Annotated in this window: 16 protein-coding genes; 13 read left to right on the top strand and 3 right to left on the bottom strand. The window is 38.3% G+C overall.

Translation table 11 applies throughout. The features are described from left to right. Nucleotides 1-62: 62 nt before the first annotated feature. From SNE25_RS24155 to SNE25_RS24120, 8 genes are all read left to right on the top strand, one after another. Entirely contained in the window at nucleotides 63-1,553 is a 1,491-nt protein-coding gene (locus SNE25_RS24155) for a lipopolysaccharide biosynthesis protein (RefSeq protein ID WP_321561586.1), read from the top strand. 3 nt (nucleotides 1,554-1,556) lie between these two features. After that, complete coding sequence (locus SNE25_RS24150; RefSeq protein ID WP_321561585.1) at nucleotides 1,557-2,462, top strand: glycosyltransferase family 2 protein; 906 nt, start codon at nucleotides 1,557-1,559, stop codon at nucleotides 2,460-2,462. A 48-nt stretch (nucleotides 2,463-2,510) separates the two neighbouring features. Then, nucleotides 2,511-3,404: a glycosyltransferase gene (locus tag SNE25_RS24145; RefSeq protein ID WP_321561584.1), complete on the top strand. Its 894-nt coding sequence runs from the start codon at nucleotides 2,511-2,513 to the stop codon at nucleotides 3,402-3,404. Nucleotides 3,405-3,673: 269 nt separating this feature from the next. Continuing rightward, nucleotides 3,674-5,044, top strand: coding sequence for an undecaprenyl-phosphate glucose phosphotransferase (locus SNE25_RS24140; RefSeq protein ID WP_321561583.1), 1,371 nt, complete (start codon nucleotides 3,674-3,676; stop codon nucleotides 5,042-5,044). A gap of 33 nt (nucleotides 5,045-5,077) precedes the next feature. Continuing rightward, nucleotides 5,078-6,085, top strand: a complete 1,008-nt coding sequence (gene rfaE1, locus SNE25_RS24135; RefSeq protein ID WP_321561582.1) for a D-glycero-beta-D-manno-heptose-7-phosphate kinase — start codon at nucleotides 5,078-5,080, stop codon at nucleotides 6,083-6,085. 72 nt (nucleotides 6,086-6,157) lie between these two features. Continuing rightward, nucleotides 6,158-6,712 (top strand): D-sedoheptulose 7-phosphate isomerase, encoded by a 555-nt coding sequence (gene gmhA / locus SNE25_RS24130; protein WP_321561581.1) that lies wholly within the window; start codon nucleotides 6,158-6,160, stop codon nucleotides 6,710-6,712. 5 nt (nucleotides 6,713-6,717) lie between these two features. After that, complete coding sequence (gene rfaE2 / locus SNE25_RS24125) at nucleotides 6,718-7,236, top strand: D-glycero-beta-D-manno-heptose 1-phosphate adenylyltransferase (protein ID WP_321561580.1); 519 nt, start codon at nucleotides 6,718-6,720, stop codon at nucleotides 7,234-7,236. Nucleotides 7,237-7,430: 194 nt separating this feature from the next. Then, nucleotides 7,431-8,597 carry a glycosyltransferase family 9 protein gene (locus SNE25_RS24120; protein WP_321561579.1) on the top strand — a complete coding sequence of 389 codons (1,167 nt, stop codon included), beginning with the start codon at nucleotides 7,431-7,433 and terminating at the stop codon, nucleotides 8,595-8,597. 33 nt (nucleotides 8,598-8,630) lie between these two features. Here SNE25_RS24120 and SNE25_RS24115 read toward each other — a convergent pair whose 3' ends face one another. Further along, nucleotides 8,631-8,957, bottom strand: coding sequence for a hypothetical protein (locus tag SNE25_RS24115; RefSeq protein ID WP_321561578.1), 327 nt, complete (start codon nucleotides 8,955-8,957; stop codon nucleotides 8,631-8,633). Between the two features lie 705 nt (nucleotides 8,958-9,662). On the opposite strand from SNE25_RS24115, the gene SNE25_RS24110 reads away from it, so the two are divergent. Continuing rightward, the gene (locus SNE25_RS24110; protein WP_321561577.1) at nucleotides 9,663-10,007 is read left to right on the top strand and encodes a helix-turn-helix domain-containing protein; all 345 of its coding nucleotides are present in this window, start codon (nucleotides 9,663-9,665) and stop codon (nucleotides 10,005-10,007) included. A gap of 513 nt (nucleotides 10,008-10,520) precedes the next feature. Here SNE25_RS24110 and SNE25_RS24105 read toward each other — a convergent pair. Then, nucleotides 10,521-11,351 carry an ATP-grasp fold amidoligase family protein gene (locus tag SNE25_RS24105; protein WP_321561576.1) on the bottom strand — a complete coding sequence of 277 codons (831 nt, stop codon included), beginning with the start codon at nucleotides 11,349-11,351 and terminating at the stop codon, nucleotides 10,521-10,523. Nucleotides 11,352-11,827: 476 nt separating this feature from the next. Between SNE25_RS24105 and SNE25_RS24100 the strand changes: the two genes are divergently transcribed. From SNE25_RS24100 to SNE25_RS24085, 4 genes are all read left to right on the top strand, one after another. Next, entirely contained in the window at nucleotides 11,828-12,277 is a 450-nt protein-coding gene (locus SNE25_RS24100; RefSeq protein ID WP_321561575.1) for a VOC family protein, read from the top strand. A gap of 75 nt (nucleotides 12,278-12,352) precedes the next feature. Then, nucleotides 12,353-13,612 (top strand): PQQ-dependent sugar dehydrogenase, encoded by a 1,260-nt coding sequence (locus SNE25_RS24095; protein ID WP_321561574.1) that lies wholly within the window; start codon nucleotides 12,353-12,355, stop codon nucleotides 13,610-13,612. Continuing rightward, nucleotides 13,613-14,530, top strand: coding sequence for a ThuA domain-containing protein (locus SNE25_RS24090; RefSeq protein WP_321561573.1), 918 nt, complete (start codon nucleotides 13,613-13,615; stop codon nucleotides 14,528-14,530). Nucleotides 14,531-14,625: 95 nt separating this feature from the next. Beyond that, nucleotides 14,626-15,054: a hypothetical protein gene (locus SNE25_RS24085; RefSeq protein WP_321561572.1), complete on the top strand. Its 429-nt coding sequence runs from the start codon at nucleotides 14,626-14,628 to the stop codon at nucleotides 15,052-15,054. A 300-nt stretch (nucleotides 15,055-15,354) separates the two neighbouring features. Here the strand turns inward: SNE25_RS24085 and SNE25_RS24080 are convergent, their stop codons facing one another. Next, a complete protein-coding gene (locus tag SNE25_RS24080; RefSeq protein WP_321561571.1) occupies nucleotides 15,355-16,506 on the bottom strand; it encodes a formylglycine-generating enzyme family protein in 1,152 nt (383 codons plus the stop codon). Nucleotides 16,507-16,522: the final 16 nt, after the last annotated feature.

The following is a 16,522-nucleotide window of genomic DNA, read 5'->3' as shown; positions in this document are numbered from 1 at the left end:
ACATCTGCAAAAAGCCTATATAAAAAATATGATTATTGATCTAAAAAAACATTTTAAATCAAATGGGTAGTGTACTTACTGAAACCGCGTCTACTACGGATAAAAAGTTAGTCGCTTCCGGAATATTCTGGAATTTTATCCAGCTGGTTATAAATCAGTCATTTAATTTTATTTTAAAGTTGGTACTTGCCAAGCTCCTGTTCCCAAGTGAGTTTGGAGTGGTAGGAATGGCGACGGTGTTTACCGGATTTGTACAGATCCTTAATGATTTGGGAGTGGGCGCCGCGCTGGTACAGCGTAAAGATGAACATTTACGTAATGAACATTACCATACGGCATTCTGGACGGGAGTAATCTGGTCTGTTTTATTATTTGTTATAATGAGTTTAGGAGTGGGCCCCTTAGCTGCCATGTTTTATGACAAACCTATCCTTAAACTCATTGTCCCGGTACTTAGTATTGGTATTTTGGTAAGCCCTGTAAACCTGGTGCATAAAGCACAGCTTACCAAGCAAATGAAATTCAAAAAACTGGCGCTTATTGATAATATTTCAAATATAGTAGTTGGTGTTATTGCGCTAATCATGGCTTTAAGGGGCGCAGGGGTTTGGGCCCTGGTTTTTAACTCGGTAGGGAACGTGTTTTTCGCGATGCCATTATTTTTTAAAGCCACAGGCTGGAAACCTGCGTTTATAATGGATAAACAGGCCTTTAAAGAAGTCTTTGGGTTTGGCGTTTATACAACGGGTTCAAATATTTTAAATTACCTGTATAATAACATTGATTATTTATTAATAGGGAAACTTTTAGGTGCCTCTGCTTTAGGGGTATATACGTTGGCCTTTGTATTAACTGATACCTTCAGGGGCAGGTTAATGGCTGTTATCAATAATGTAATGTACCCCATATATGGCAAAAACCAAAGTGACATGGTTTCGCTTAAAAAATATTACCTCAAGGTAGTATTGTTTAACTGCATTTTTGTTTTTCCGGTAATGATTTTCTTTGTTGTAGAGGGCAGTCAATTTATAAATCACGTATTTGGGGCAAAATGGCAGCAAACGGTAGGTCCGTTACAAATATTATCAGTTTCGGTAATGTGCCACATTTTGGTAAGTGGTAATACCTCCCTGTTAAGAGGACTGGGTAGGCCCGGCCTTGAAATGAAGCAGCAGATATTTAAAGCGCTGATATTTTTACCAACATTAGCGCTGGGTATATATTATTACGGAATAATAGGTGCTTCCTGGGCTGTATTACTCAATAAAATTGTAGTAGTTCTGGTAGCACAATACTCTTTCAATTACCTCATCCCGATAAAAATATCGGTAATTGAATTTTTGATAGCTCTTAAGGCTCCAATAGTTGCATCGGTCTGTAGTTTTGCTGTCGCATATCTGTTAAATGTTGCCGGTGTAAACTATATCATAGGCGGGCTTATTCTCTGTGCCGCTTATTCAGGTGTGATTTATTTAATGATGGGTTCCGAGCTCAAAGCCACCCTGGCAGGTTTAAGAAAAAAGTCCGTATCACCAATTGATAAAGCTAATTAACAAATGATTTCAGTAGTTATTCCCTGCTATAATTGTGAGGGTTTTATAAACCGGAGCGTTGATAGTGTTTTAAATCAAACTTATCAGGATATTGAAATTATTTTAGTAAACAATAATTCATCTGATGGCACTTTAGCATTGTTGAATAAATACCAGTCGGAATTTCCTGATAAGATTTTCGTTTATGACGAGCCTAAAAAAGGAGCCCCTGCCGCCCGTAATTATGGTTTATATAAAGCTAAAGGAGATTGGATACAGTTTTTAGATGCTGATGATGAGTTGCTTCCGGATAAACTGGAGCAGCAGTTTAATATAGCGCTTACCACAGGGGCCGATATAATTGCTGGTGCTTGTTTACTTATTTATAAAATAAAGAACAGGACTGTTGAAATAATCAGACATGCAGATAAAAATGTTTGGAGAGGCTTAATTACATCAAACCTGGGTATTACCAGTTCAAATTTATGGTATAAACCGGCATTTTTTGATGTTAACGGCTGGGATGAAACACTTAGCTCTTCACAGGAATATGATCTGCTTTTTCGCCTTTTAAAAAATAACGCAAAGGTAGCGGTTGATGATTCAGTAAAAACAATAGTTTATTTTTCGGATAACTCCGTTTCCAAGAGCCGCAATAAGGCAAAACTGAAACAGATAATGGACAACCGCATCAGCCTGCGACTAAAAATTAAAGATGAACTACGGGCTTCAAACAAACTTACACCCCAATTGGCCAGGGCTATTGATACTTACATATATACCGAATTGATGAATAATTATCTTTCTATACCTGAGTATGTTAACCAACTCATGGGTAAGTATCATTTAGATGTTAAATACTCAAAGGTGGTGAGCCTTAATGCAAAAGTGTTTTTAAAACGTTTAAAGGCGCTTATAGTGCCAGCGTAAAGCCACCTGTTTTATGGAAACAATTTGCCTTAAATAAACCCTTAACTTATGAACAAAGAAATGGTATCAATAATTATCCCAACCTATAAAGATTGGGAAAGATTATCGTTGTGTCTCAATTCGCTAAATGAACAAAGCTATGATCGCAACTTTTTTGAAATTATTGTGGTAAATAACTACACGGAGGATAAAATTCCTGCAGGTTTTTTTATACCCGAAAATTGTAAAGTAATTACAGAAAAAATTCCCGGATCATATGCTGCACGTAATACCGGTATAGCGTTGTCAAAAGGAACAATCATAGGTTTTACAGATTCTGATTGCATTGCTGATAAAGACTGGATAACAAATGCAGTAAAGTTTTTAGAAGGTAACAGTGATTGTGACCGGATAGCGGGCAGGATCAATTTATATTATCATTCAAAAAAGCTTACAGAAGCTGAACTATATGAAAAAATATATGCTTTTAATCAGGATCTGTATGTAAACCAGGATGGTACCGGTGTTACCGGAAATATGTTTAGTTATCGGCATGTTTTTGATAAAATAGGCCTATTTAAAGAAAATCTGCTATCTGGTGGTGATTATGAATGGTCAATAAGGGCCCGTAATGCAGGTTTTAATATTAAATATGCTGATGATGCTATAATTAATCATCCGGCTAGGCATAGTATAACCGAATTGATAAGCAAAGCAAAGCGTGTAGGCGGAGGACAAGCTGGTTTTGATAAACCAGGCAATAAAAGTAAATTCCAATCAATCATGAGTTTTATTTATGACCTCAGGCCGCCGGTAAGAAGTATTAAGCTCATTCAAAAAAAAGGCAGAGACCTGCGTTTAGCAGAAAAAATAGTGGTATTTTATATCAGGTATTATTTATCTGTAATTACTGCCCGTGAAAAATTTATGGTTAATTTGGGTAAGGCTGCCCAGCGCCGTTAACATTCATCAGCTGTTTTTTATGCCTGAACAAGTGTGCACAAAAACGGTACATTATTTCTCGTTTTTATACATTATTTACCCATTGATTTAATTCGCCCTGTTTTAAGCTGGTTAAATTGTATTATTGTTAAGTATTTAAGCTATTGATTAATACAATCATAAATGATAGGGTTAGACTTTATCAGTTTGTGAATAAACAACATAGTTGTACTTCAGATAACTATGTTTTCTCCCTAACCAAATCATAACATGCATTAATTCAAATCACTATGAAAACACGTTACTTATACCTGATTTATTTGCTAATGTCGGTTATTGATATTGTAGTTGTCAACCTGTCATTTTTAATGGTAGACGGTTTTTTTAATCCCAAAACTGGTATCGACATGAGTGTATTAATAGTAACCAATTATCTATGGATACTTGCTGCTATAACTTTTGGCCTTTATACCGGTAAAGTAAAACATAAACTGGAGGATATATACCGGTTAACAATTAAGAGCTTTCTGCTGTACACAATCCTGTTTTTCTCGTATGTGATGTTGTCAAGTCATCACATATCATTTAGTGAATTAGTGATTTTTTATGGAGTGACGCTGTTTGGTATGCTTTCAACAAGGTTTGTAGGCTCTACTTTTGAAAGTAATCTAAAAAAACACTTTAAGATTACCCGTCCGGTTGCCGTTATTGGTTTAAACTCAATGGGGTTGCGATTGGCTGGTTTTTTTCAGGATCGTGATAATCATTTTGCTTTTGAGGGTTTTTTAAATCAGGAAAACAATTCATACCTGGATAATTCAGGGAAAATTTTGCCGGCCATAATGGAGCAGATAGATTACGCGGCAAAAAGCGGAATAAAGGATATATATGTATCCCTGACGCCTGAACGGATTGGAGAATACGCTTTCCTGCAAAGAGAAGCAGAAAAACATTGCCTTCGTTTAAAACTGGTTCCAGATATATCAGGTTCAATGGCCGATAGTTTAAAACTGAGTTACATGGGTGAGTTTGCTGTATTAAGTAACAGGAACGAGCCACTGGAAGAGGTAGAAAACAGGTTTAAGAAAAGGCTATTTGATATTGTATTCAGCTCATTGGTGATCATATTTTTATTAAGCTGGCTTTATCCAATTATTGGGTTAATTATAAAACTACAAAGCCCGGGGCCTGTTATGTTTAAACAGTTAAGAAGCGGTAAGGATAATGAATCGTTTTTATGCTATAAGTTCAGGAGCATGAAAATGAATAATGAAACGGATAAGCAAGCCACCAAAGACGATGACCGAATTACTAAGATCGGCCGTTTCCTGCGCAAAACAAGCCTCGACGAATTACCGCAGTTTTTTAATGTACTGCTGGGCGATATGAGTGTTATAGGCCCGCGCCCGCATCCGCTGAACATGACAAAAGAATACAGTGAAATCATCAACCAATACATGGTACGTCATTTTTTAAAATCAGGAATAACCGGGTGGGCCCAGGTAAATGGGTACCGCGGTGAAACTAAAGATCCTATTTTGATGCAAAAGAGGGTTGAATTTGATATCTGGTACCTTGAAAACTGGTCGATGTGGATGGACCTGAAAATAATTTATATGACCGTAGCCAATATTATAAAAGGAGAAGAAAACGCTTATTAACAGAATCCCCTTAACAAATAAAAAGCAAAACCTATGAATGCAGCCACGTTAAATTATATTCAGCAACCAACAAAAAAACCAACAATTCTGGTAATAGGCGATCTGATGATCGATCATTACATATGGGGTAACGCAACCCGGCTTTCTCCCGAAGCACCTGTGCCTGTTGTTAATGTAAACAGCGAATCAACCACTTTGGGCGGGGCTGGTAACGTAGTGCAAAACCTGGTATCCCTGGGAGCACAGGTAACTGTTGCCGGAGTAATTGGTAATGATGGAATGGGACACCAGCTTATCCGGTTATTAACAGATGAAGGAACGGAGATTGATACTATTATTAAAGAGGATAACAGAACAACTACAGTAAAAACACGTGTGCTGGTCGGAAGTCATCAGTTGGTACGGTTAGATAAAGAAGTTACAGATGTACTGCCTTTAGATATCGAAGATGCGCTGATGGATAAGATCATGGCTTGCATTAATGAGGTCGATCTGGTTGTTTTATCTGACTATAACAAAGGTTTGTTTTCGCCGGTTTTAACCCAGCGGATTATTGAGGCAGCCAAAGATTGCGGTAAAAGGGTGATCATAGATCCTAAAGGTACCGATTTTACTAAATACAGAGGCGCTTATATTATTAAACCTAATAGAAAAGAACTTGCCGAAGCTGCAAAAATAGACAGGATCAATACAATGGAGGGCCTAAAACACGCCGCCAATGTTGTTTTTGAACAAACTGCTGCCGATTATTTAGTAGTTACCCTGTCGGAACAAGGGATGGTAATTTTGAGCGAGGATGATCAAATTGCCCTGCCTGTAAAAGCTACCGAAGTTTTTGATGTTACAGGTGCAGGAGATACTGTTTTAGCAACCATAGCTTATTTTTTGGGCATCGGGTTAAATTTAGAAGAATCATGTGAGCTGGCTAATCATGCTGCAGCTATTGTAATACGCCACATGGGAAGCGCCACTACCACTGTAGCAGAAATTATAAAGGATATTGCCGAAAGCAAAAAGCAGCAAGTTAAACCATTGCTTTAAAACTGCGCGTAAACAGTGCAAATACAATTTGAATATCAAACCAAATCTTATTAACTATTAACATCAGCCCAAATGGTTTTAGAAGAACTTAATGAGCATTACCACACCATAAAAAAAATTATTGAAGTACTTGTTGCAGATATTGAGGCAGGCAGTAAACTTATCAGTACCACTATCAAAAACGGGAATAAGGTATTAATTGCAGGTAACGGCGGCAGCGCTGCCGATGCCCAGCATATTGCCGCAGAATTAACCGGCCGCTTTGTTAAAGAGCGTAAACCATTACCAGGTATTGCATTAACTACTGATACATCGGCAATTACTGCTATTGCCAATGATTACGGTTATGACTTTGTTTTTTCAAGGCAATTAGAAGCATTAGCGCAACCCGGCGATCTGTTTATAGGTATTTCAACCAGTGGTAATAGCGAGGGGATTTTAAAAGCTTTTCAATCGGCACAAAAATTAAACTGCAGAACCATTGGCTTGACGGGTAAAGACGGAGGTAAAATGAAAGGTATGTGTGATGTGAATATCATTGTGCCTTCAAATACTACCGCACGTATACAGGAAATGCACATATTGATTGGGCATATATTTTGTAAAGCCGTTGATAATCTGTTTTAATAACTATGGAAATTGGCCTTGAACAATTATTACTGAACAAGATAAGTGATGCCGGCACACTCAAACTGCGCCTGCAGGATTGGCAATGCGAAGGAAAAAAGGTGGTTTTTACAAACGGTGTATTTGATTTACTGCACATCGGGCATCTTACTTATCTTTCAAAGGCGGCTACGCTTGGCGATAAACTTATTGTTGGGCTTAATGCCGATAGTTCGGTTAAACGTATTAAAGGCGAAGACCGGCCTGTTAATGATCAAAATAGCCGGGCTGCATTGCTCGCCTCGTTGTTTTTTGTAGATGCAGTAGTTGTATTCACCGAAGATGACCCCCTTAACTTAATAAATAAGCTTATGCCGGATATTTTGGTTAAAGGGGCAGACTATTCGGTTGAGAGTATAATTGGCGCCAGGGAAGTTATAGCCAATGGCGGAGAAGTAAAAACAATTGACTTTGTAAGTGGATATTCCTCCACGTCAATAATCGAAAAAATCCGGAATCAGATCCCTGATCAGTTAATTAAATAAATATATCAGGCAACTTGCCCAGGTTAGCCGTTGAAATATGTTCCGCTACATGCACAGTATAGCCGAATATTCCCTGCCTTTACTGCTGTAAACGCTTATTAAAATTCGTTAAGCGAAAAAATCCTCCTTAGTCATTTTTAAACCTGTTTGTGATAAGTCCTATAAGTTACAGATGATACGAAAACTACCTTGAAATGAAAGAAATAAAGTATAGGTTTTCTCCCAATATGCCCGGGAAAACAATAAAAAGGATTAAACTAATTGATAGATTACTGTATACGACGGTGCCCAAAGCATCGAATAAAAAGCTAAGCACACAAAATTTTAGTAAAATTACCATTGTTCAGCTTGCACATATCGGCGATATGATACTTATGCTGCCGGCTATAAAAGTGCTGAAGAGCATTACCGGTTATCATATTAATCTATTAGTGAGCAGTCAAAATTTTACCATTGCAAGCAGGCTAAAATATGTTGATTCGGTAACAATTGCAGATGCCCCTTACTTTGCAAGGAATAACAAGACGTCTTATTTAAGCTATATAAATCAGTTAAGTAAAATAACAACCGATTTAATATACGATGTAAGGGGCGACCTGAGGAATAACTTTTTCATAAAGTTTTTTGTTCGTAAAAAGTTGTTCGTTGGTTATGATGTTGGCGGCGGCGGGGCTTTGTTAGATGTTGTATTGCCATTTCAACATGAAGGGCATGTTTCCGGATTGTTTAACCCCCTTTTTAATTATTTGAAGCTGCCTCCCAATCATTTATCTGACTATTGGAACGAGGAAGATATGCCTTATGAAGAAATTCCCGATCTGAATTTCCCGAGCCAGTTTTTAGTAGTTCATATAGGTACAGGTGCCCAGGCCAGAAAATGGCCCGTTGAATTTTTCATAGAAACAATTGAAGCGCTATCAAAAGAAATACCTGTTTATGTAGTAGGCATAAATCAGGATTTGTCTGTTGAACAGCATAATATCATTTCGGCAATGCCAAACGTGGTTCCGTGCATTGGCAAATACTCTATTCTTCAATCAGTTTATATATTGAAAAAATGCAGCTTGTTTTTAGGTTTGGATTCCGGGTTTTCGCACATAGCCGCTTTATTAAAGAAAAAGGTTATTGTACTGTTCAGCGGCACAGTAAATAAAAATGTATGGAAACCATTTAGTTTTTTTGAAGATCAGGTTTTGCTCTTAAATAAGTCAGTTCCATGTGATCATGGTACCGGCTGCGGAAAGCTTAGTTGCGAAGATAATATTTGCATGAAGTTTATAACGCCCCGGGAGGTAATTAACCAACTCAAAATCGCCTTAAACGAGCTGAAACTAATATCTGATGAAAATTATGTTGAGTAGCGTTTGGATTATATTATAGGATAAGCCGGTTAATTACTGGGAATTAATAGCATTGATTTGGTTCAATAACGAATCCAGATGACGATGATAATCTTTAAAATTTAACTCAGCCTTTTCAATTGCTGTCATCAATGCCTCAAGCTCAATTTTTACAGTCTGGTGTTTTGTAAAACCGTTGATAATATAAACGTCGCCGTTTAAATAGCGGATAAATTCAGGACTGGGTGTAGTCCATAGCTCGCTTTTCAGATTTTCAATTTTAGCTTGTTCAGATTTGATCAAATTTAAAACCTCCACATTTTTATGGCATCTGATGATATTTAAAGCGCGTTTTCTTTGTCTGCTGATCATTCTTTTCAACTATTATAACGGTAACACAATTAAACGCCGACCTTAAAGAAAGACTGCTAAAATAAGTCTCAACGTATTAATTATTAATTAATATACATAATACGTAAAATTCGCAGGAAAGTTACGTTTTTTTAGATTTTTTAGGAATTATTTTTTGTTCTGCAGAAGAATAAGTTCCTTTTGCTTAACCTGGTTCATTTAGGCCCGGTGCATCTTATTAAAATGATGTTCCTGGATGAATCCGGTTAGCTTTAAATAGTGTTTTTAACATCAATTACTATTTAAACAAGCTCGTGATGATACCAATATGAGGTTTGTTTATGAAGTAATAATGAATTTATAAAATTGTAAAGTTTGTATATTAACTTTGAAATATACGCCCTCTCCTCATTTTTAACTGCTTTCAATCAGACGATATTCGTCTTTGCTACAACTTTGTTACATAGGTTGGATCCTGTCAGTTAACAATTCTCCCAAAAAGTAAAATTAATATAATTGCAATGGATTACCTTAACCTTAAGTTAAGTATGACATTGTTAGGACTGTCTGCCGCAGATTTTACACAATTGTTACATCTCCGTTTTCGGAACATCCGTGATATAAAATTTTATAATTTATTACAGTGGATGGCTGAGATGTTACGCTGCAAGCAGTTTTGCAATTGATCTTTATTTTCTATAATATTTTTTATCAATTTCTGTTTATTTTAGTAACATGAATACAATTGGGAAAAAGATCAGATATCTGCGTTATCAAAGAGGATGGAGCCAGGATGATGTTGCAAAACGGATTGATATTTCTATTCTAGCCTTATCAAAGATTGAAATGGGAGTAACGGATATTAGTTTATCCAGGCTTGAGCAAATGGCAGGCTTATTTGAAATGTCCATAATTGAGCTAATTACCCTGGAAGAGGAGAGTAAGCCAGACCCGCAGCGTATGATTGAACTTGAAATAGCCAATAAGCGTTTGATGGAGCATGAAGCCCAGATCATTGATCTGCAAAAAAAAATAATTGAATTATTTGAAGAATTAAGGCGCACCAAAGCCACTGCGTAAGTGTATCATTAATAATATTTCTTTTGCCCTCTCAATAAATAACAGCACCTCCTCGTTCTGAGAAATTTATTTAATTCACTTGCACGTTTTGGGGAAATTATTACCCATTAACGCGGTGCTAATAATTTTGCTATACGCTGATACGACTCCTTATAAAAAAGAGGGAGATTAGCACCCCTGCTAGTCTCCCTACTACTATTAATTAAAAATAACCCGCTCAAGGCAGATTATTATTTTAATTAACAATATGCATGCCTGAATTTTTGACGCTGAATATAATTAACAAAAAAAATACACTGTATGTGTAATAAATGACTTGATATTCAAATTATTCTCGAAAGTATTATTGTATATATTATAGGATATTCTTATTAGTTGTGTGTTTTTTAATAAAGTGTATTCCAAGCGATCCTCTTTTTAGTACACACAAATAGAACATAATGGAATTTTATTGTGAAGGAATGTGTATATAAAGCAACAAATCGGGATCAGGTGTCCTGAAATCGGGTTAGACTAAATGTAACCATAGCAGTATTTATCCCAGTAGGCTAACATTAACTTTTTACCAAAACTTGTAAAGTTCATTCCCATTGATGGCGTGGGTGTAAACTCACCAAAAACACAGCCTTTAGCCGTAGCATATAAGTCAATACGTACAAACATGTCATAGCTTTTGCTTAGCTTTTTAGCGGTTTCTACCATTTCCTTAAAACAATGTGGTGCCTTTTGATTGTCTATTGGGGGGTAATTGAACTGTACCTTTTTTAACTGGTTCCAATGCTCATCATAAAATGTACCGAAACCACTTTTGGGACTTAATCTGTTAATAGCGTATAAGCAGGCTATCTCGCCATTAAAACAATAAAATTTGTAGTCGGTAAGTATAGCATAGTTTCCTTCTTCATTTTGCAAAAACTCTTCAACCAAAAACTCCAGGACGGGGTTCTTAGTCACTTCCCATTTTAAAATTTTCTTTATCTCTTCGTGTGAATACTGTTTTTTATCAAAAAGATTTTGCCCGTTATCCATAACAAAAACATGATTACAGGAATGGCCTATGGTGGGGCGAATAACATAATGGGACGGTAGCTTTGAAAAATCAAGGTTTTCAATATCGGTACCTTTCCAATACAAATCGGGTACTTTACAACCGTTCTTTTTGGCAAATTCACGGGCATTATGTTTATTGCTTAGCCTTCGTTGCCAATACGGAGCGGCTTTCCATTTTTCAATGCTGTCGTATTGGCTCATGGGTGTATTTCTTATTTCCTCTGCCTGTGAATCGTGCCAGAATGTTTCATATCTTTTTTTTATTCTTTTTGAAAACTGACCATTGTTTCTCATATAATGAATAACACGATCAAACATATTTAGGCTTTTAGTCGACATAAATAACACCTGTTATAGATTTTTTTAATACAATTTATGCAAAAAATAGCACGTGACAAGGTGAAATGCTTGCCTGGTCAAGAATTGTATAATAATGCGATAAGTTGTGAAAGATAAATTTTAAGTACCCGTAAGTATCAAAAATATATTTACAAGCAAGATAATTTTACAAACACCATTGTTTAAAGCTTTCATGGGAAAATATTTGGACAGATGGTTAATTATTTAGCTGCAAGTTAAATAAAACGGGTGTAATTAACACATGAAGTAACTGCATTGTATAACAAAATGTGGTAAATGAGAAATTTAATAAAAACCTTCATGCAACAATAATGATATAAAGCAGGAAAGATGCAAAGGAAAATTATTATGCGTTGAAATTAGTATCTACATTTGAACAAAAGGCTAATTCATTAAATCTTTAATACATTATGATAAAAAAAACAGCATTATTAATTCTGTTGGCATTAACAGCAGGGCAATACGCATTTGCCCAAAGAGGTCCCCGGGCTAATCACGTAGCGCTTTATGTAAAAGACATGGCTAAAAGCGCAGCGTTTTATAAAGACGTGATGCAGCTTGAAGTGATACCCGAACCATTTCACGATGGCAAGCACGTGTGGTTTAAAACCGGCGAGCATAATCAGCTGCATATTATTCAGGGCGCGGCGGCGGTTACCGAACACGATATCAATTCACATTTTGCGTATGCGGTACCTAATCTGCAAAATTTTACAAAACACCTTGACGAGATGCATGTGAAATATGGGAACTGGAAAGGTGATTCTAAATCGCCGCAATTAAGGCCCGACGGTATTAAACAGGTTTACCTACAAGACCCTGATAACTTCTGGATAGAAGTCAATGACGACAAATTTTAATTGTTATAATTGATATCATCGTTTTTACTGAGGGTGCTTATAGTTGTTTTTATTTCATCATCAATTTAACCTATCATGAACAAAAAAATAATTTTTACATGTTGTTTTTCCATTATTGCAATGGGCGGATTGCTGTCATTTAAAATGAAGAGTGATAGCACATTGACGCATAAAAGTGTAGCAGATAATGCAGGCCTTACGCTTCCGCAAGGATTTAAGGCAGCAGCCATTGCTGATAATCTGGGCGGTGCCAGACACATGGCGGTAACCCCGCAGGGCGATATTTATGTGCACCTTGGCGGACTTAAAAACGGTAAAGGTATAGTCGTTTTACATGATAATGGCGATAAAGCCGATATAAAAACCAGCTTTGGCTCATTTAGTGGAACAGGTATACAAATTAAGAACGGATATCTTTATGCATCGTCAGATCGTGATGTTTACCGTTTTAAGTTGAACAGTAACAATGAGGTAGTTGATCCCGAACATCCCGAAACCGTAGTGAGTAATCTCACCACAAAAAGAGCTCACCGGCCCAAAGCCATAGCGTTGGATAATGACGGGAACCTGTACGTAAACATAGGCGCGTATTCAAATATTTGCAGTGAGTTTGATCCGCAGGGAAAAGGATGCCCTATTTTAGATTCGGCGGGTGGTATTTGGCGTTTTAAGGCCGATAAGTTAAATCAGAAGCAAAGTGATGGCGTGCGTTTTGCAACCGGCTTGCGCAATGTGGTTGGTCTGGACTGGAATACACAGGATAACCAGCTTTTTGTAATGCAGCATGGCCGTGATGCCCTGCATGATCTTTTTCCTAAATTTTATACCGTTCAGCAATCGGCTCTATTACCTGCCGAGTGTATGTACGCGCTTAAAGAAGGTGATAATGCCGGTTGGCCATATTTATACTATGACGATGTAAAACATAAAAAGATGCAAGGCCCCGAATATGGGGGAGATGGTGTGAAAGAAGCTGATGCTAAATATGTCGACCCTGTAGCCGCTTATCCTGGCCACCTGGCGCCGGATGGCCTATTGTTCTACACAGGCAACCAATTTCCGGAAAAATATAAAAACGGAGCTTTCATCGCATTCCACGGATCATGGAACAGAGCTCCCGAGCCACAGGCCGGTTACTTTGTGGTTTTTCAGCCGTTTAAAAATGGCAAGCCCGATGGTAAATGGGAGGTTTTTGCCGATGGCTTTGCAGGTCCGCAAAAAGATCCGGGCCATGCGGACCACCGCCCTTGCGGCCTGGCTCAAGGCTCCGATGGTTCACTTTATGTGAGCGATGACAGTAAGGGAACTATTTATAAAATAACGTATAACAAATAAATGAAGAATATGATAGCCAGCCTTGTGCTGGCTTTATTATGCACTGTAACTTACGCGCAGAATAATCATGATAAGCTCATTCGCGTACTTATAGTTGACGGCTTTAGCAATCACGATTGGCGGCAAACAACCAAACAGGTAAAAAAGATACTTGATAAATCGGGGCTTTTTGAGGTTGCTGTTTCTACAGCGCCTGGAACAGTAAATGATACCGCCTGGGCTACCTGGGATCCCGGATTTAAAAACTACGATGTTGTAATTCAAAACACCAACAATATTCAAAACCCAAGCCTGCGCTGGCCGCGCAGAATAGAAGAGGAACTGGAAAACTACGTGAGTTCGGGTGGGGGATTATATATACTTCATTCGGCCAATAACGCCTTTGCTCATTGGGATGCTTATAATCGTATGATAGGCATGGGCTGGCGTTCAAAAGAAACGGGTTATGCGCTTTATATAGATAAAAACAAAGCCGTTCAACGTGTTCCACCCGGCGAGGGAGAGGGCACTTTTCACGGTAACAGGAGCGATCTGCTCATTCATAAACTTAATTCCAATCCCATCAACAAAGGGTTTCCAAACGAATGGGTGACGCCCGATATTGAACTATATAAATACGCCCGCGGCCCTGCGGAGAATGTTACCATATTATCATACGCATTCGATGCTGAAACCAATAAAAACTGGCCGGTTGAATGGGTGGTTAAATATGGAAAAGGAAACGTGTATGCATCAAGCATGGGGCATTTATGGTCAGGTGATATATATCCCGTTAGTTATCGCAGTATCGATTTTCAAACAATTTTGATAAGGGCTACAGAATGGCTTGCCAAAGGTAAGGTAACTTACCCGGTGCCTGCTAATTTCCCAACAAGGAGCACTATCAGTGTTAATACAGAGCCTGATACTACAAGATGAAATTCCAGGTTAGCCGGATGTATCATTCTGAATATATAGTTTTTTGTTTTCCTTTTTTATTTATTTTTGGTTATAACTTAAAAATCATATTTACCATGAAGATCCTATTAGTTGCTTTAGCATTAAGCATTACAACCAGTGCCGCTTTTTCACAAGGAATTTTAAAAAAGGTGCAGAGCGCAGCCGCATCTAAAAATGTAAGTACATCGTCGTTGCCGTCGCTTAGTAATATCAGTGGCGTTAAAGATGCTATTATGGCTAAACTTACGCCCGCATTAGGATTAACTGCGGTTCAAAAGCCTGCCGTTTCAACCGATGTTACCGATTATTTAAAAAGTAAAGCCAGCATCATGCCTTTGGCTAATACTGATAAAACCGCGTATGCCAGCAAATCTTCCAGCTTAATAAGCGGCTTATCTGGTAAACTTAAAACCGCTCTTACTGTGGCACAATACTCTAAATTTCTGGGACTTAAGCCATCGATGCCAAGTGCCGGTAATGTGCTTTCAAGTCTATTTTTTTAAGGTATAATTATATATAACTTTTAAATGTATTAAAAAAAGCCTCTCCAAAATGGGAGGGCACTGAAAAAGTCCAATTAATATGTGAGGTAAAAAGGAGGGCTTAAAAAAATCAATTTGATACGTTGAGAATCGTTTATACGACTCGGCGATGAGACTTGTAGGCCTATAAGACAAGGAAAAGGGGTTGTTCGTGCTTATTGAACAACCCCTTCATTTTTGCCGGATTTTCCGGGACTTTTTCAGTGCCCTCCATATTATGTGCGGCTTTTTTTGTTAAGTAATATAAAAACCGAATCGGTATTATCTATCCCGTACGCACCTGAAGCCTAGATGCTCCATGCCACTGTCTTCGGTGCTTTTCATGCGGCGGGCTACGCGGTAACCTGAACAGTAGCTGTCATTACACAGAAAGGAACCGCCTCTTATTACACGTTTTGTAGCGTATGGTTCTTCGGGGTCAAAGCTTTTGGCAGGCCCCTGCGGGTCAGCTACCCCAGCAGGTTTATTTATGGAAGCGTAATATTTATCGTTGTACAGGTCATTGCACCATTCCCACACATTGCCGGCCATATCATACAGCCCATAACCATTGGCTTTGAACGATTTTATAGGCGCCGCGAAGTAAAACTTATCGGTCAGCAGGTTTTTGTATGGGAAACTTCCCTGCCAGGTGTTGGCTTTGGGTTTTCCTGAATCAACAGGTTCGTTACCCCAGGGGTATATATTATTGGTAAGGCCGCCCCTGGCCGCCCATTCCCATTCGGCTTCGGTAGGCAGGCGTTTACCGGCCCATTTGCAGTAAGCTTGCGCATCGTACCATGAAACCTGTACAACAGGATAGTTTTCTTTACCAAGAATGTTACTGCCAGGGCCATGGGGATGGCGCCAGTTGGCTCCGGTCTGCCATGACCACCATTGACCATAATCATTTAAATCAACAGCTTGTTTTGGCGAACTGAATACCAGCGACGCCGGTACCAGCAATTTATCATCAGGCTTTGCGGTACCTGGAGGCAGTTGTTTTTTAAGCTCGTTCCAATCGGGCTTTTTTTCTGCTGTGGTAACATAGCCTGTGGCTTTAACAAACCGGGCAAACTCAGCATTGGTTACCTCAGTTGCATCAATCCAGAACCCGGTTACCATTACCTTATGTTTAGGGTACTCATCATTTGCGGCCTGCTTATTATCACCGCCCATCATAAAGGTTCCGTTTTTTATCCATACCATTCCCTTATGTGTGCTGTTTCCCGCGGGAATATCCGAAAGGGAACTTTCAGACGGTGTTTGCAAACTGGCAAACCTGCTGGGGATATTTGATTCGCAGCAAACCGGCTTTTTTTTCTTTTGAGCCGTTAGCTGCGGCTTGGTACTGACCACAGGCTGGCTTTTAGGTTTGCAGGCGCAGCAAAGAGCCAATGGTATATAAATAAAGAATTGTGTTTTAATGCGCATTTATTATAAATAAGAG

It is taken from the genome of Mucilaginibacter sabulilitoris (assembly GCF_034262375.1).
GTDB classification, from domain to species: Bacteria; Bacteroidota; Bacteroidia; order Sphingobacteriales; family Sphingobacteriaceae; genus Mucilaginibacter; species Mucilaginibacter sabulilitoris.
This window is presented reverse-complemented; position numbering and strand designations above follow the sequence as displayed.

Bases quoted from the DNA above. Each gene is read 5' to 3' on its own strand.
- SNE25_RS24155 (WP_321561586.1), top strand. From the start codon at position 63: ATGGGTAGTGTACTTACTGAAACCGCGTCTACTACGGATAAAAAGTTA.
- SNE25_RS24150 (WP_321561585.1), top strand. From the start codon at position 1,557: ATGATTTCAGTAGTTATTCCCTGCTATAATTGTGAGGGTTTTATAAAC.
- SNE25_RS24145 (WP_321561584.1), top strand. From the start codon at position 2,511: ATGAACAAAGAAATGGTATCAATAATTATCCCAACCTATAAAGATTGG.
- SNE25_RS24140 (WP_321561583.1), top strand. From the start codon at position 3,674: ATGAAAACACGTTACTTATACCTGATTTATTTGCTAATGTCGGTTATT.
- rfaE1 (WP_321561582.1), top strand. From the start codon at position 5,078: ATGAATGCAGCCACGTTAAATTATATTCAGCAACCAACAAAAAAACCA.
- gmhA (WP_321561581.1), top strand. From the start codon at position 6,158: ATGGTTTTAGAAGAACTTAATGAGCATTACCACACCATAAAAAAAATT.
- rfaE2 (WP_321561580.1), top strand. From the start codon at position 6,718: ATGGAAATTGGCCTTGAACAATTATTACTGAACAAGATAAGTGATGCC.
- SNE25_RS24120 (WP_321561579.1), top strand. From the start codon at position 7,431: ATGAAAGAAATAAAGTATAGGTTTTCTCCCAATATGCCCGGGAAAACA.
- SNE25_RS24110 (WP_321561577.1), top strand. From the start codon at position 9,663: ATGAATACAATTGGGAAAAAGATCAGATATCTGCGTTATCAAAGAGGA.
- SNE25_RS24105 (WP_321561576.1), bottom strand. From the start codon at position 11,351: ATGAGAAACAATGGTCAGTTTTCAAAAAGAATAAAAAAAAGATATGAA.
- SNE25_RS24100 (WP_321561575.1), top strand. From the start codon at position 11,828: ATGATAAAAAAAACAGCATTATTAATTCTGTTGGCATTAACAGCAGGG.
- SNE25_RS24095 (WP_321561574.1), top strand. From the start codon at position 12,353: ATGAACAAAAAAATAATTTTTACATGTTGTTTTTCCATTATTGCAATG.
- SNE25_RS24090 (WP_321561573.1), top strand. From the start codon at position 13,613: ATGAAGAATATGATAGCCAGCCTTGTGCTGGCTTTATTATGCACTGTA.
- SNE25_RS24085 (WP_321561572.1), top strand. From the start codon at position 14,626: ATGAAGATCCTATTAGTTGCTTTAGCATTAAGCATTACAACCAGTGCC.
- SNE25_RS24080 (WP_321561571.1), bottom strand. From the start codon at position 16,506: ATGCGCATTAAAACACAATTCTTTATTTATATACCATTGGCTCTTTGC.